This is a genomic window from Oceanobacillus sojae, assembly GCF_007991515.1.
In the GTDB taxonomy this organism is placed as follows: Bacteria; Bacillota; Bacilli; order Bacillales; family Amphibacillaceae; genus Oceanobacillus; species Oceanobacillus sojae.
Genome location: NZ_BJYM01000011.1, coordinates 1 through 16,428, shown reverse-complemented (window position 1 = coordinate 16,428; position 16,428 = coordinate 1). Strand labels below are relative to the sequence as shown.

The following is a 16,428-nucleotide window of genomic DNA, read 5'->3' as shown; positions in this document are numbered from 1 at the left end:
TATAAAGTATATCTTTAACTTTTATATTTTATCATTGTTGAATAAATTAATCAATACATAGATATAAAGCCTGCTATTTTTTGGTCGGCTTTTTTGCTGTTTATTTTTCATCACTTTTATTATTCAAAATGCATCAATGTAATTAATTAATACATTGCCAGTGATATTTTATGTTGTATCAATCTTTTACTAACAATATATCATATTGAAGAATGAAATTTTTTTCTATTTCCAATTTAGCCATGTTAAATCCTAATTTTATTCCATATTTCAAGATTTTTCGATACTCCGAAATTGAATCCTCCAACGCCTCTTCCTTCACAGAATTATTTTTATCCATATATGATAATAAGTCCTGTACATTTTCCCCCGTTAATTTATCAGTAGTACTAAGGATACTCGAAATATAGTTTGCTACCTGTTCATTAGCGAAGCTCATACCTTCCAGTACTCCTTTTGGAAAATCAGGAGCCAGTTTTTTCAGACCTTTCTTAGCAGCCTCTTCAGAAATATCGTCTCTATAATAAACTCCCAACATATCGTGAAAACTTTTTTGACTCTGTACCTGCTGCTCTTCTGCTAATGTTCGAAAGTTCTTCTCTAATTCTTTCAGTTGGGTTCTCAAGCTAAAATCCATCCTTCGTATTATTTTATTTAAATATATCATTCTTTTATAAATACCTGCCAGAACCAGACTTTTATTTATACGAAAAGCTATCGACAACAAAAAAACCCAGTGCCTAAGCACTAGGATTTTTTTGTTAATTTTAATGCAGTTTCATACAATACTTCCACACCAGCAGCAAGCTCATGTGTTGCCGTCCACTCCTCCGGACAATGACTGAGCCCGTCTTTGCTGGGAACAAAAATCAATCCGACCTCCGTTATATCAGAAAGAACCATCGCATCATGTCCTGCTCCACTGTGCATGGTGATATAGGAGATATCCAGCTGTTCACAGGATGCTTGCAGCAGAGAACAGATTTCTTGATTTAATTCCTTTGGCTGCATGTACAGCGATTGCTCCACTTCAGCCTGGATATTATCCTTTTCATAAGACGCAATGAAGTCTTTTACTTTTTGTACTACATTTTTAATATGCTCTTCTTTGCTTGAACGAATATCGACAGAGAACGTTACTTTATCCGGGATAACATTAGCTCCATTAGGAAATACCTCATGTCTTCCTACTGTTGTAACTGTCCCTTCTCCTTCTTCTATTGCAATCTGCGGGAGCTTAGCAATAATATTCGCCGCTGCTACCAACGCATCTGAGCGACGATCCATCGGTGTTGTACCAGCATGTCCGGCTTTTCCGGAAATAGTTACTTCAAGCTGTGTTAACCCGACAATAGATTCCACTACACCAACCGAAATTTGCTCTTCTTCTAAAAGAGGCCCTTGTTCAATATGCATTTCTAAAAATGCTTTTATTGTTTTTGGGTCACGTTTTACCTCTAAGGAAGGATCTAAACCAATCTCTTCCATAGCTTCCGGCACAGAGATGCCATTTTTATCTTTAAGCTGTTTTATATCATCCTTTTGAAGATATCCTGCAATTCCTCTTGACCCCATTAAACCGCCGCCGAATCTAGATCCTTCTTCTTCAATCATCGCAATAATTTCCAGTGGATGTGCCGGCTTGATATGATTTTCCTGAAATAGTGCTGCTATCTCTAATCCAGCAACAACACCGGCAGGGCCATCATAATCTCCTCCATTCGGAACACTGTCAAAGTGAGAGCCTACGATAACACTTGGCGCATCCTTCTTTTCACCCTCGAGCTTGCCAAAAATATTACCGAGACCATCTTCTCTTACTTTCAGTCCGTATGTTTTCATCTGCTCTTTTATATAGGTGCGGGCCTGTAAATCCTCTTCACTATACGTTAAACGCGTCGTTCCCTGATTTGGTGTGGCTGTATATTTACTTAAACTATTAATATGCTTTTCAATCCGTTCCTGACTAGCTATCATGTGAAGATACCTCCATTAAATACATACTTATAAGAAATTAACAAATACACCTGCTAGTATAACAGATACAATCGTCACCGTCACAAATCCTCCAACTAACATCGGGGAAAGCATATGACTCGTTAAAATTTCTCTTTCCTTTGGATCCTTTGTTAAAGAATTAATAACCTCATTTGTAATAACGTAATCTGCCGGGAAACCATAGAAGGCAGTTAACGAGATTGCATATGCCATTGCCTTGCTGACTTTTAATAGCTTTCCAACAATAAAGGAGAAAATGTACATCCCAATAACTGCTAAAAGAATACTTCCAACTAATAAGTAAATGATGTCAAGCATCATTCCAGGAGTAGCATTTCTTAATCCATCAAGAACATATAGCATTAATCCTAACATAGCAAAGCCAAAACCATTTGCTTTTTGCAATGCCTGCTTTTCTAAGAAGCCGATACTTCTTCCGATTACCCCAAACAACAGACAAAGTACCATTGGACTGACAGTTACCAGCGGTTCCAGCAAAGTAGAAACGAAATAAGCTAGAAAACCAGTGAATGCTAATCTAAAAAATATGAAATAACTTGTATGATATTGTTCAGGCAGCTTTTTAAATAATTTCGCACCCTCGTATTCTTTCACTGTTCCTTTACCTTCATCATCAACTGATTTTAATTCACCACTGCGAATTTGTCCCAATAAATGTTTTCCTTCTTTTTTCAGCATAACTGATGTTAATGGGTAACCGGCAAACCCTTGCATGACATAGATAACAATTGCAAATACGGATAAGCTGACAAGCCCAGCATCTGCTGCTCCTTCTGACATAATCAGTGAAGATACCAGTCCACCTACTAATGGCGGTACAGCAACAACCATAGCCTGAAACCCAAAGAGCATGGTACCAAAGCTAAGTAAAAAGGCAACAACACCTAAAATACCGCCAAGTGCAATTAAAATCGTTTTCCATTGTGCTTTCAGCTCCTGTAAAGATAAGAGTGTACCCATATTTACAATCAATAGGTACATAAGTGCGGTAGCAACCACAGGAGGTATTCCAGCTACGGCAACAATATCTTCCGGGAAGAAGGTCCAATATCCTGCTAAAAACAATACTGCACAGACAAAAATCGACGGCACCCAGGCTTTTGTTCTCGCAGCAACTACATCTCCTATATATAAAATCAAAACAATAAGTACTAACGCAAACATCTGTGACATGCTCATTCATCCTCCAAAAATTTAATTGTTTTTTCTTGTTGTCTGTCTTCAAAAAGGTTATGAACATTTTTACGACTAAAGACAATCAATATCTAGTTTAACAATTCGATTGAAAAATTTTGTAAATTAAATATATTGAGATTAATATTTCATTCACATATTTTTCTGACTATTTACTGCGTAATAAAAGATTTCCATTTCTGGAGAAATTACTTATCCGCATTACATAAAAGATTTTAATATCATAAAATACATCTCTGAAAAAAATTCATATTCTAAGAGTAAAAAATACAGCCCATGAAAGTATGGCACTGCTTCGTTTTCAAAGTATTCAATGAATAATTTGTTTCCAGGTAATACTCTCTGCTTCAAATCAATTGTCAATAATCAAATCATTTTGTCGATAATCGACATATTATCACCAATGGGACCACTCGTCAATAAGAATTTAACAGGCTTTACAGCTTGATATAACTGAGTTCTATTATAGAACAGCTAATAAAATGTTATAACGCTTGATTTGGTATCGCTTTCTATATTTCATTACAATTTTATTAATATGGAAAAATTTATAATAGAAAAAAAGAACTTTAAAGCAGCATATAATTTCTCTAGTTAGAATTTAAATACTGCTAAAGTTCTCTTTTTCGTAAATTATTTATTTTGTACTTCCCTACTTATCTTCATTTGATAAGTTTAATATATCTAACAGCTTAAAGAATAGACTGATTAAAATAGCTACAATTGTTGCCAGTCCCATCCCTTTCAGCTCTACTGTTCCCAGTTGAATGGTTGCTCCGCTTACTCCAATTGCTAATACGACACAGGTCAGTATCAGATTTTGTGATTTATTATAATCAATCTGCTGCTCTACAAGCATGCGCAAGCCGCTTACTGCGATAATACCAAATAATAATAAAGAAATCCCACCCATAACAGGTGTTGGAATAGACGAAATCAAGGCAGCCAGTTTTCCACAGAACGAAAGAAGAATTGCAAGTACTGCTGCTCCGCCAATAATCCATGTAGAATATACTCTTGTAATCGCGAGAACACCTATATTCTCGCCATATGTTGTATTTGGTGTCGATCCGAAAAAGCTGGAAATCATTGTGGAAATACCGTTACCAAATAATGACCGGTCCAAGCCGGGATCCTTTACCATATCTTTCTTTACAATATTCCCAGTAACCACTAAATGTCCAATATGCTCCGGCACCAGAACAAGTGCGGCCGGTAAGATAATAAGAATATCAGACCAGTTAAATTCAATTTGATAATATGTCGGCATTTGAATCCAGGCAGCCTCACGTACTGCTGAATAATCGACAATCCCGAACATTGTTGCAATAACGTACCCAGTTACTATCCCGAGTAAAATTGGAATAATTTTCAGGAATCCTCTTAAGGTTACCCAGTAAATAATGGTTGCTCCTAAAGTCAATAAAGATATTGTAATAGCTGTCATATCTCTGGAAGCCTCTTCCCCAGGCAACAGGCCAGCCATATCTGCAGCATTAGGTACAAGTTCAAGCCCGATAACCGCAACAATTGCTCCCATGGCAGCAGGCGGGAAAATCACATCGATCCAGCTCGTGCCTGCGTATTTTACAATAACCCCAATTAAGGTTAAGACAAGGCCTACCACAAAGAATCCACCGAGCGCTGCACCATATCCTCCGCCATTCGTCAGAACCATTGTAACTGGCGAGATAAAGGCAAAGCTCGATCCTAAGTATGCAGGAATTTTTCCTTTTGTAATAAGAATATATAGTAGTGTTCCAAAGCCATTCATCATTAAAATGGTAGCTGGATCTACATTAAATAAAATCGGAACTAAAACGGTTGAACCAAACATAGCAAATAAATGCTGCAGGCTTAAAGGCAAGCTCTGTAATAGCGGCGGCCGTTCATGTACTTGTATTTCCCTTGATTTCATAGCTATCTGTCCCTTCTATGTAAATTCCATATTTATTTTGTCTAATCTAAAGACACCTTACCCATGCGGAAGGTAAGGTGTCAGAATTCACAAAGGAACATTATCCTCTAAAGGAACATATATTTTGCTTTATCCGATTGACCTTACCAGCCTCACTGGACCAGATTAAAGGTTCATTACATACGATAATATCATATTATATTATGACAAATAAATGCAATAACTGTCAATCATGCATTTGTAAAGATTAGAATTTTGCTTTACAGCGATAGATAACATGGCCCTTCGAAGAAAACTTTTCTTCATACTCTGTTTTCACATTTTTTTCATCTTCTATTGCGTGCAGGTCCAGGTTCACTTCAACAAGCTTCATCCCATATTCTGAAAAACTGACCAGGGAATACTCAAATAATCCTCTATTGTCTGTTTTCAGAACGATTTGGCCTTCGTCAGGCAAAATATCCTGATACTGCTCTAAAAAGCTCTTATAAGTCAAGCGTCGCTTCTCATGCCGATTTTTTGGCCAGGGATCGGAAAAGTTTAAGTAAATCTGTTCAACTTCATTATCCGCAAATAAAGAACGGATATCATTCGCATCCTCATTTAAAAGGCGGATATTAGACAGGCCAGCTTCATCAACCTTTTGAACTGTTGAAACAATAATACTTTTGGCAACTTCTATACCAATAAAATTAATGTCCGGATACTGTTTTGCCATCCCTGTGATGAATTGTCCTTTACCTGAGCCTATTTCTACATGAATTGGATTTTCATTTCCAAAAACGCTGCTCCATTTCCCTTTATTCAGACTGGGATTTTCTAATGCAATATGATTTTTTTCTTTTAAATAATCGTCAGCCCAAGGCTTATATCTTTGTCTCATATAAACTATCCTCACTTTATTACTTTTACTTATGATATAACGTCAGAAAACCAAACTCCCAGGACATAAAAAACATAGCTTATGTTTCCTGCTGTTTAAAAGGAGATCAGTTAAGTTAATCAGCCGTGAATAATAAATGACCATTCGTTTAAACTATTCTCAGGAATGAGGTGAATTAAAATGCAATTATCTTTAGAAAACAAACTGCAGCTACTATGTGATATTCTGGATGAACATCAATCTAATTCTTCCGGATCTCCTAATGAATATGCTCAACTGGAACGGCTTACTGCTTCCATATTAGCCAAAAAGGATCTGTCTGACCAGGATATTCAGGATGTCCTGACAAGCATTCATCAATACGGAAAAACGGGAACTGGCGTATCCGATTGCGCCAGACATATTGAAAATCATCAGGATCAGATCAGCCACTGGATTAATACAGTCCAGCAAAACCTATAAAAACTGGTTCATACAATTTATGATACGATAAAATCCTTAATCGACCAATTGATTTCCAGTAATTCCTTTAATCTCTGCTGAACCTTTCCGTTCTCATGCCGCGCAAAGTGCCAGCATAAGAATTGCAGATTGTCCTGAAGCAGATACCAGTACATGCGAATAAACCATTGTCTATCTGGCTCTATTCCGTAATTGATAAGCCACTTTTCCCATTTTTCCCGGGGTATATACCATTTTAAGAGCATACCAATATCCGTCGCAGGGTCAGCAATGGTTGCATTATCCCAATCAATTAAATAAATCATATTATCTTTTGTTAAAATTAAATTATTATGATTCATATCACAATGGCAAACTGCCAATTTTTGGTTTCTAGTGTAAGGAAGCATTATTTCTAATAAACCAATTGCTTCCTTTACTTCTTTTTGTTCATATAGTAAACCATTCTCTTCTAACTGCAGACATAGTTTCGAAAAACTTTCGTCTGAAGTTGTCGGTTTTTTCCCCATTTTCAATAGCATATGCATTAATTCAGAGGAATGATGTATTTTATACAATAAATCAGCCACAGCTTGCTGCTTCATTTCTTCTTCATTCAAAGAACGCCCTTCCAGCCATTCTTGAGCGGTAATAACATCACCATTTTCTATTCTCTTTGTCCAAATAAGCTTTGGTACAATTCCTTCCGCAGAGAGTACCGCTAAGAAGGGCGATGTGTTTCTTTTCAAAAACAATCGCTTCCCGTTTTTTTCAGCTATAAATGCCTCACCGGTTAAACCACCAGCCGGTCTGACAAGCCATCCTGTACCTAAAGCATGTTCGAGCCAGTTAATCATAATGTCTTCCCATCTTTCAAAATTAGCATTCAAGGATCGTCCGAAAAATCTTTATTTATCACAGTATAACTGACTGGGACTGCGATTACTCGCCCCATCGAAGGGAGTTTGCAGGGCTCTCACTTCGAGAAATAAGAAAATAATTTATTTCTAAGCAGGAGTCGGCCAGCCAGGTTACAAAGGCGTTGTGATTACCCGCCATCAAAAAAACTCACGCAATGAAGTTTCACTTTATGTAAAAGACTATTCTTGCTTTTTATCTGTTTACGAATACAGATAGATAAGCAACCCTTCTCTATTTCCGATAAATAATATGATTCTTTTTAACGTGTTAAGTCTTTATTGTATCTATAAATGATCAAAATTACAATATCTATATAATTTATCAATTATATTAAAATAGAATGAAACTTCAATCAATCTGTTTTTCTTACTATTTCTTTATATATACCGCCTGTTTTTTCCTTTTTATATAACAAGTCTGTAATCTGCCGGTTTCTCCATCTGCCTGATAGCTGACAGGAGATTCAACCTCAATTGTCATTTCTTTTACCTGAAATAATTCAACTTCCTTTAAATATTGATGCAGCCCAAAAATAACCAGCAGGAATAACAACAGGATTTTCTTTTTGGAAATCTGATGGATAACCAATATGGAAAGATTGTGTGGATTAACGGTTGCATGAGGAACTACTTTTAGTCCTCCTCCACAGTAGGGATGATTTGCTGCCGAAACTATCCAGGTATTTTCTATATGTCTTATCCTTCCATCATACGTCAAACGGATATTCATTGGTTGAAATCTCAAGATAGCTTGAATTAATGCAATTAGATAAATCAGCTTTCCTAATTTGAGCTGATTAAGCCAAATTTTTAAATGGGATTGATTCGCTATTTCTGTTGTAGCTGCATCAATTCCAATACCTATACTGTTTATAAACTTTTTTTCTCGACCATTTTCCAGTTGAAATGAACCGTTCCAAAAATTAGGCTTAGCCGGGTTTGAAATGATATTCTGCCATTGTTTTTCAGCAGTATCCCTTTGTCCTATTCCTTTGGCAAAATCGTTTCCAGAGCCGCCCGGGATAAATGAAATAGATACCGATTGATTTGACCAGCCATTCATTACTTCATGCATTGTACCATCTCCACCGATAACAATAACATGTTTTATATATTCTTTTTTTGAGTAAGTTTCGGCAATTATCTGGCCATCCCCCGGCTGGTTTGTAAATAACGTCTTCCGCTCTATATTTCGATAGCTGGTCATTTTTTGAATTCGTTCAAAAATCTTTTTTGCATGACCATTACCGGCATTCGGATTCACAATTAATAAATACATACTTCGGTATCCTCTTCTTACAGTAATCCGGCGGCTTATTCTTCTTCCCATTCCGGTCTTGGTATTGACTGCGATAAGCTGTTTCGTAATAATGTTTCAGCTACATTCAGCTGTCTCTTCTTAAGTGGTAAATGAACAGACCTTTTATTCTGAAACCATTCTGGGAAAGCAAGCTTATCAATAATCTCACTTTGATAAGGTGATGTTGCATATAAAATACGATTGGTTCTGGATATAACAATTTTTTTAATTGGTATATCAATATTCTCTGCTTGAAGAAAACGCTCAATCCATTTTTCAGATCGTTTTAATGAAATTAATGGATTAACAATACGTATTGGCTCTTCATTATTTTTAGCCGTAATGGTCCAGGTCCGTTCATCTCCGGCCATAATTACTTCATCTGTATCCAATTCTACAAAAGAAAGTATTTCTATCCCAATTGGAGTAATGAGAATAATATCTGTTTCAACTGCTGCTTGCTTCACTTCAAATATCGGTCTGTACATAACAAGATATGTATCTGGAAAACGCTGTAATAAGAATCTTAATAAGGAGTCATTATAATAACCAGAGTCAACAATGGATACCTGTGAAACAGTTGATGACGCCCATTTTATTTGAATTTCCATTAACCGGTCCAAAAAAACCTGCTTTAATTCTTCTTCTGTATCAGGTATTTGGGTTATGTCTTTTTTTCGTTTTACTATCTTCTCATCAGGTGTTAAATCCTCTACAACAACCGGCTTTTTCATGAAACGTTCTTTCCATTTTTGCAAAAGAGAAATTTTTTCCTCGGTACTTCCTGCTTCTGCTTGCTCTTCTTCCTCCAGAGCAGGATCCAGCCATTCCGAATAGAAGCGCTGCCATTGCTCTTTCTTTTGTCTGATATATTGCGTAGGATAGCGATATGTATCCCATTCATACCTTGAAATATAATCCTGTAGCTTAATTAACTGTGCCATCTATTCTCCTCTTTCTCATTAGAAAACCCGGCATTCGCTAAGTCTTTAGGTGAATGCTTTAATTGCGCTTATGCAAATAGAAAATATTTATCCTGTGCTGTGCGCTATAAAAAATGGGCTGCAAAGGTTCGTTTTATCATCGATTTACAAACTCATTTATCTATATACACTCACAGTTACTTATTCATTGCTTTCAGCTCAATGGAAAACTCTGAACAATCTCATATTTTGGATTTGACGCAGGGTGTACTTTATATAAATGAATAGCATCTACCTTAAATATATCGTCTAAGTCAGGGGTATTATCCAGTATGTCGTTCCAAATCTTTTCTGTTAAGAAATTATCATGATTTGCCCACTTCTTAGCTATTGTAATGTGCGAAGTATATGCTCTTTTCTCTCTATTATATCCAATTGATTCACATATTTGAACAACTTGTTTCTGAAGCTGGTTTAATATTGGATTATTCTCAATCCCCATCCAGAGTACTCGTGGCTGCTGCTGGTTTCCGAAAGTCCCCAGTGCAGTTCTTTTTATATCAAATACGGAATAGGCTGCTGTTGCAGATGAAAGTTTGCTTTGGAGAGCGTGTAATAATTTTTCGTCCACATCTCCTAAAAAAACAAGCGTGATATGAAAATCCGGCCTGCTTGCCCATTGTTTATATGGAAGCTGATTTTTTAGATTAATCTGCCACTCTGATAATTGCTTTGCAAGCTCCGGCTTCACCTGGATACCTATAAAATAATGAGACATGGTTAAAACTCCTTGTTTTTTAAACTGAAGCAATACGCCATTTCTTCCTCTGTCAGCGGACGATAAGCCCCTAATGGCAATTGGCTGTCCAAGCTCAACTCGCCCATCCGATACCGTTTTAAATAAATAACCTTACAATTTACTGCTTCAAACATACGTTTAATTTGATGAAATTTTCCTTCTGTAATCTCTATTTCAACCTCAGAAAACCCTGGTTCTTCAGTTGCAGCTAATATTTTGAGATTAGCTGGTTTTGTCTGGTATCCGTCATCCAGGATAATACCCGCAGTAAATTGTTGAACAACGTCCTGCGGGAGCTCTCCTTTAACCTTTGCACGGTATATTTTTGAAACATTTTTATTAGGTGAGATCAGCTGATGTGCCAGATCCCCATCATTTGTTATCAATAATAACCCTTCTGTATCTTTATCCAGCCTTCCTACAGGAAAAGGCTGAAAATGCTTATCCTGCTCTGATAACAGGTCAATGACTGTTTTATCTTTAACATCAGCCGTTGCCGAAACAACACCAGGAAGCTTATGAAGCATTAAATAAATAAATTCCTGATAGATAATTGGCTCGTCTTCTACACGTACACTGTCCTCATCTGGATTTACTTTAATAGAGCCATCTTTGATTACTTTATTATTTAAGGTGACTTTTTTTGATTTCAGCAGTTTTTTTACTTCTTTTCTGCTCCCGACGCCCATATTTGCTAATAATTTATCTAATCGCATATGAATCTCCCTACTTCTATCTTTTCATGCGTTTTAATCGGTTTAAGCCTGGTACACTTCCATTAAATATATGATCCAGCAAAGTTGATTTATACGCTAAATAGAGATAAAACAATCCTCCAGCGGATACACCGATCAGAAGCATAATAACCGTTGCCCAGCGTACTTCCTGATATGGCAGGAAGAAACCAAAAGCAAATTTTAATACAGCAATTACGAAGCACATCATTCCGGTAAAAATTAATATTAAAATCGTTCGTTTAATTGTTTGTTTAAACGAAAAATTCACGGTTCTCTTTAATCGCGCTAAATTGAGGCCAACAGCAATTCCTGCTGCAATCGCCGTACCTAAAATTGCACCCTTGCCGCCAAACAGATGAATAAACTGACTGTTAAAGATTACTTTTACTAACAAGCCGCCCAATAAGCTAACAACTGCATAATTCTGCTGGTTAACCCCCTGCAGCATTCCAGCTGTAACGGTAATCAAGCCAAACAGTAATGCTACCGGAGCGTACCATGCCATTAATGATCCGGTAATCTCAATATCTTCCAAGGTAAATAAAGCACCAAAAATTTCATCAGAAAGAATTGCAATCCCGGCAGTTGCAGGAATAACAAAAACCATGATAACCTGTAAAGCTTGATTAATAAGCTTTGTATAAGTAGTTTGATCTTTTTGTGTAAAAGCATTCGTTAATGACGGGAGCATTGCCATAGACAACCCTGTTGCAATTGTCATTGGAATAATGATTATTTTATGTCCCAAGTTGTTAATAACAGCTATCTCCGTTTCCCATAAAGCAGCCCGGCCACTGGCGACCATTGCAGGCTGAAATGTAAACTGGTCAACGAACTGGTATAAAGGAATAGCTAATCCGACTATGACAAATGGGCCTGCATAACGGAATAACTCCTTAAATAAATCTACTGTACGAAAATCATGTGTTATTTCCTGTTTGGCAATTTGTTTATCGATAAACGGCTTTCTCTTTTTCCAATACCAAAATAGAACTAAACATGATGCAAGTGCACCAATCAATGCAGCGAATGCAGCAAAGCCGACTGCTAATGTAATCGACCCATTAAAATAATTTACAATAATATAGGAGCCTGCCAAAATAGCTATGATTCGCACAATTTGTTCTATCGTCTGCGAGATAGCAGTCGGTCCCATCGATTGATTCCCTTGAAAAAAACCTCGGACTATACTCATTGCTGGAATTACAATTAATGCAAAACTGACCATCCGAATAACAAAAGCAACATCATCTGAGGTAATTGATCCATTTTCTCCTTTAATCTGGTGTGCCCCTATCCAATCTGCTGATAAAAACAAAATAAGGAATGCAATAACACCAGTAACAAGCATTAGTGCGCTGCCGGCCCGAAACATTCGCATTCCAATTTGATAATCGCCTAAAGCATTATATTTAGACACAAATTTCGATACAGCTGCAGGGATTCCAACAGTGGATAAACTGATAAAAATACTGTAAGGTGTATACGCATATCCAAATAGCGCATTACCTGTAGTACCCACAATCGCAAAAAACGGTATAACAAAAATCATTCCTAAAAACCTGGACAGGAACGATGCACCTGATAACAGCATTGTTCCTCGTAGCATATTTGACATTGTAACTTTTTCACCTACAATTAGATTAATAAAATAGATTGCTTTATTTTAGCACTTCCTATTAATTTTAGCATACTTTTTGTCTGCTTTCTTTGATTTAAATTGCTAAAAATCGACAAATCCAATAAAAGCTCTTTATTATTACATATAAATTATATATATTGTACATTTTTTTAGAAAATGCTACGATACGCATGGAAAAGAAAGGAATGGGAAAACTTTGAATTATGATGTTGTTGTTATAGGCGGAGGGCCCTCCGGATTAATGGCTGCAATTTCAGCAGCTGAACATGGTGCAAAAACACTGCTTATTGAAAAAGGTAAAAAGCTTGGTAAGAAATTAGCCATCTCCGGAGGCGGACGTTGTAATGTAACTAACCGTTTACCACAGGAGGAAGTGATAAAACATATTCCTGGTAATGGCAAATTTTTGTACAGTGCTTTTTCCATATTTAATAATTATGATATTATTGATTACTTTGAAGGTCTCGGAATTGCTTTAAAGGAAGAAGATCATGGCAGAATGTTTCCGGAATCAAATAAAGCAATGGATGTTGTGAATGCACTTATCCATCAATTGAAAGAGCAGGGTGTTACGGTGAAAATGAATACAAAAGTAGCAGCTATAGAATACGGTGAGGATATACATACTGTACATCTTGAAGAAGAAGCCCCTGTTAAATCTGCAGCTATTGTTATTGCTGCCGGTGGAAAAGCCGTGCCTCATACTGGTTCTACAGGAGATGCCTATCCATGGGCGAAGACTGCCGGGCATACTGTAACCACACTATACCCTACAGAAGTGGCGCTCACCTCAAATGAAGCATTTATTAAGCAAAAGAAGCTCCAGGGGCTATCCTTAAGAAATATTGGTTTAAGTGTCTTAAATAAACGTGGAAAACCAATCATAACACATCAAATGGATATGATTTTCACCCACTTTGGTATTTCCGGGCCAGCCGTATTACGCTGTTCCCAATTTGTTGTCAAAGAGCTTATGCGTGGCAGAAATGCGGTAGAAATGCATCTTGATATTTTACCAGAAATAACAGAAAATGATTTATCTAAGCAAATAAAGGATATCCTATCAGAAAATCCAAAAAAAGCTTTTAAAAATGCAGTCAAAGGACTGGTTCCTGAGCGTCTTCTTGATTATTTAATGGAAAAGCATAACATTGGAGCAGAGCAAAAATGCGCCAACATTTCTAAAAACACTACGCTTGAATTTGTGAAAAATATTAAGAACTTTTCCTTCCAAGTACATGGCAGTCTTCCTTTGGAAAAGGCCTTTGTTACTGGCGGCGGTATTTCTATTAAAGAAATTGTTCCAAACACAATGAAATCAAAAATGATGGATGGACTATATTTCTGCGGAGAAATTTTAGATATACATGGCTATACTGGAGGATATAATATTACCTCTGCCCTCGTTACCGGCAGAATCGCCGGGATGAATGCAGCTCTCGACACAAAAGCAGATGTTAATTAATTACTTTCATAATTTATCTTTCTGCGGAAATAATAAGCTTGTCTGAACTGGCCTTCTGCTTATTGGCCAGCGGCTAATGACTGTCTTTTTCACACTTGTTGAAGGGAAGGATTAGTATGGAAAAAAACTCAATTTGGCTTCCATTGGTTGCCTCTGTTGGTATCGGCGCAGCTACATTTTATTCTATGACCAATCAGCAGCAAAATGTAGGTCAGGCATTGCAACAGGCAGCACCTTTTTTCAGCTCTAAACAAAAATCAGGTTCGAAGAAAGAAGATCCTGAAACGTTAGGACCATTTGGAATGAGTTAATTCTCAGACGGAGAAGTATCCTTAGTGATACTTCTTTTTTTATAGTGAGACAGGAAGAATTTATCAGGTATGTCAATTCCAAAGCTATTAGAAGCGTACAAAATTATTTTCTCTGTCAATATTATACTTATATGAATGTAATATATGCCTAGCTAACATTTTAAAATTGAGTTATACTATGGGACGTCAAATTTTATAAGCAAACCAGATTGGAGAGTTTTTATGCAACGCTTTGGTTTATTGTTACGAATTATTATTGCCATTGCTTTTGGTATTGTTATCGGATTAATTGCAAACGATTGGCTTATTCGATTATTCGCCACCTTCAATGATATATTCGGCGGATTTTTAAGCTTCATCATCCCGCTTATCATCATTGGTTTTATTGCTCCTGGCATTGGAAACATGGGAAAAGGTGCTGGAAAATTATTATCCGTTACTGCTCTGTTGGCTTATGTATCAACTATTCTTGCCGGTATTGTTGCATTTATAGCAGCAAGTAATCTTTATCCAGCTATTTTAAGCGGCCAGTCATTAACGATGTTTAATGATCCTAATAACGCACTGCTGAAGGGTTTTTTAGATTTTGAATTACATCCTCCTTTTGAAGTCATTACAGCACTCATTCTTGCATTTGTTTTAGGAATTGGAATGGCGGCATTAAAAAACAATGCATTATTAAATGTTTTTAATGATTTTCGTTCCATCGTGGAATTAGTTATCAGTAAAACAATTATCCCTTTACTACCGATCCATATTTTTGGGATTTTTGCCAATATGACCCATGCCGGTCAAGTTGCTTCAATTATAAAAGTATTTGCTGTTGTATTTGTAATGATTATTCTATTACATATTTTATACTTGACTCTTCAGTACTCTGTTGCTGGAGCATTGAGTAAACAGAATCCTTTGGCTATGTTAAAAACCATGTTGCCTGCTTATTTTACAGCACTTGGAACACAGTCCTCTGCTGCTACAATTCCAGTTTCATTAGAGCAAGCAAAGAAATTAAAAATAAAAGATAATATTGCTGATTTTACGATCCCTTTACTTGCTAATATACATTTATCTGGAAGTACGATTACTCTGTTAAGCTGTGCAACTGCTGTTTTGTTTTTACAAGGGGAATCGATTACATTTGGAACTGTTTTTCCTTTCTTACTGGTATTAGGAGTTACTATGATTGCAGCTCCCGGAGTTCCAGGCGGAGCCGTTATGGCGTCTATTGGTCTGCTTGAATCCATGTTAGGCTTTGACCCAACTATGGTATCATTAATGATTGCACTATATCTCGCCCAAGATAGTTTAGGTACCGCTTGTAATGTTACTGGAGACGGCGCAATTGCAAGTATGACCGATTCCATTAACAACCGTTGGAGCATCTCTAAATAATAAGCAAGGACAAATAAATCCCTTTTTGATAAAATGTTCTTTTCATTTATCAAAAAGGGATTTTTTATTAATATTAAAAGTAGTCGAAACATATAAGATTCTAGAAAAGATATGATACAAAAATTTTTAAACAAATCTATACATTAATCTACTTTTTCAATCAATATGTTATTTTGAGCCGATTCAATAAATATTTTCATTAATACTTGGCCAATTCTCAGTTTCCTATAGTTCTCATCAATTAATATTGCTAACATTCCTCTATGTTCAAGGCTCTTTTTCAAAGTTAATAACTCCTAAAGTTTTCATTTCAGTGTTATTTAATTATATAATCTCCTTCCCTGAAAGGAATAGAATGCATTTTTATCTGTTGACGAATGGAGAACGCCTCTACATTCAGTATAGAGCCCATAGAATCCATGTTTCATAAGTTTCTAAACGAAAAAAGAGTTAAGCATTAGTATGCTTAACTCTTTTACATTGT

Annotated in this window: 15 protein-coding genes; 4 read left to right on the top strand and 11 right to left on the bottom strand. The window is 36.4% G+C overall.

Going from position 1 to position 16,428, the window contains the following annotated elements; translation table 11 throughout:
• Positions 1 to 178: 178 nt before the first annotated feature.
• The 5 genes from OSO01_RS13225 to trmB form a co-directional block, all read right to left on the bottom strand.
• A complete protein-coding gene (locus tag OSO01_RS13225; protein ID WP_147210921.1) occupies positions 179 to 625 on the bottom strand; it encodes a hypothetical protein in 447 nt (148 codons plus the stop codon).
• Between the two features lie 122 nt (positions 626 to 747).
• Positions 748 to 1,977: a Zn-dependent hydrolase gene (locus tag OSO01_RS13220; protein WP_147210920.1), complete on the bottom strand. Its 1,230-nt coding sequence runs from the start codon at positions 1,975 to 1,977 to the stop codon at positions 748 to 750.
• Positions 1,978 to 2,004: 27 nt separating this feature from the next.
• The gene (locus tag OSO01_RS13215) at positions 2,005 to 3,192 is read right to left on the bottom strand and encodes a hypothetical protein (RefSeq protein ID WP_147210919.1); all 1,188 of its coding nucleotides are present in this window, start codon (positions 3,190 to 3,192) and stop codon (positions 2,005 to 2,007) included.
• A 673-nt stretch (positions 3,193 to 3,865) separates the two neighbouring features.
• Complete coding sequence (gene uraA / locus OSO01_RS13210) at positions 3,866 to 5,131, bottom strand: uracil permease (protein ID WP_147210918.1); 1,266 nt, start codon at positions 5,129 to 5,131, stop codon at positions 3,866 to 3,868.
• A 247-nt stretch (positions 5,132 to 5,378) separates the two neighbouring features.
• Positions 5,379 to 6,014, bottom strand: a complete 636-nt coding sequence (gene trmB, locus OSO01_RS13205; RefSeq protein ID WP_147210917.1) for a tRNA (guanosine(46)-N7)-methyltransferase TrmB — start codon at positions 6,012 to 6,014, stop codon at positions 5,379 to 5,381.
• A 180-nt stretch (positions 6,015 to 6,194) separates the two neighbouring features.
• Here trmB and OSO01_RS13200 point away from each other — a divergent pair, with 180 nt between their 5' ends.
• Positions 6,195 to 6,476, top strand: a complete 282-nt coding sequence (locus OSO01_RS13200) for a YtzH-like family protein (protein ID WP_147210916.1) — start codon at positions 6,195 to 6,197, stop codon at positions 6,474 to 6,476.
• Between the two features lie 17 nt (positions 6,477 to 6,493).
• Here the strand turns inward: OSO01_RS13200 and OSO01_RS13195 are convergent, their stop codons facing one another.
• From OSO01_RS13195 to OSO01_RS13170, 6 genes are all read right to left on the bottom strand, one after another.
• A complete protein-coding gene (locus OSO01_RS13195) occupies positions 6,494 to 7,312 on the bottom strand; it encodes a phosphotransferase family protein (protein WP_147211073.1) in 819 nt (272 codons plus the stop codon).
• Positions 7,313 to 7,745: 433 nt separating this feature from the next.
• Positions 7,746 to 8,654, bottom strand: a complete 909-nt coding sequence (locus OSO01_RS13190) for a diacylglycerol/lipid kinase family protein (protein ID WP_186813666.1) — start codon at positions 8,652 to 8,654, stop codon at positions 7,746 to 7,748.
• 35 nt (positions 8,655 to 8,689) lie between these two features.
• Positions 8,690 to 9,619 carry a nuclease-related domain-containing protein gene (locus tag OSO01_RS13185; RefSeq protein ID WP_147210914.1) on the bottom strand — a complete coding sequence of 310 codons (930 nt, stop codon included), beginning with the start codon at positions 9,617 to 9,619 and terminating at the stop codon, positions 8,690 to 8,692.
• 193 nt (positions 9,620 to 9,812) lie between these two features.
• Positions 9,813 to 10,376, bottom strand: a complete 564-nt coding sequence (gene thpR, locus OSO01_RS13180) for an RNA 2',3'-cyclic phosphodiesterase (RefSeq protein ID WP_147210913.1) — start codon at positions 10,374 to 10,376, stop codon at positions 9,813 to 9,815.
• Positions 10,377 to 10,378: 2 nt separating this feature from the next.
• A complete protein-coding gene (locus OSO01_RS13175; RefSeq protein ID WP_147210912.1) occupies positions 10,379 to 11,113 on the bottom strand; it encodes a pseudouridine synthase in 735 nt (244 codons plus the stop codon).
• A gap of 16 nt (positions 11,114 to 11,129) precedes the next feature.
• Positions 11,130 to 12,752 carry a putative polysaccharide biosynthesis protein gene (locus tag OSO01_RS13170; RefSeq protein WP_147210911.1) on the bottom strand — a complete coding sequence of 541 codons (1,623 nt, stop codon included), beginning with the start codon at positions 12,750 to 12,752 and terminating at the stop codon, positions 11,130 to 11,132.
• 220 nt (positions 12,753 to 12,972) lie between these two features.
• Here OSO01_RS13170 and OSO01_RS13165 point away from each other — a divergent pair, with 220 nt between their 5' ends.
• The 3 genes from OSO01_RS13165 to OSO01_RS13155 all read left to right on the top strand — a co-directional run bounded on the left by OSO01_RS13165 (position 12,973) and on the right by OSO01_RS13155 (position 15,944).
• The gene (locus OSO01_RS13165) at positions 12,973 to 14,241 is read left to right on the top strand and encodes an aminoacetone oxidase family FAD-binding enzyme (RefSeq protein ID WP_147210910.1); all 1,269 of its coding nucleotides are present in this window, start codon (positions 12,973 to 12,975) and stop codon (positions 14,239 to 14,241) included.
• 116 nt (positions 14,242 to 14,357) lie between these two features.
• Positions 14,358 to 14,552, top strand: a complete 195-nt coding sequence (locus OSO01_RS13160) for a hypothetical protein (protein WP_147210909.1) — start codon at positions 14,358 to 14,360, stop codon at positions 14,550 to 14,552.
• Positions 14,553 to 14,774: 222 nt separating this feature from the next.
• Positions 14,775 to 15,944 (top strand): dicarboxylate/amino acid:cation symporter, encoded by a 1,170-nt coding sequence (locus OSO01_RS13155; protein WP_147210908.1) that lies wholly within the window; start codon positions 14,775 to 14,777, stop codon positions 15,942 to 15,944.
• Positions 15,945 to 16,428: the final 484 nt, after the last annotated feature.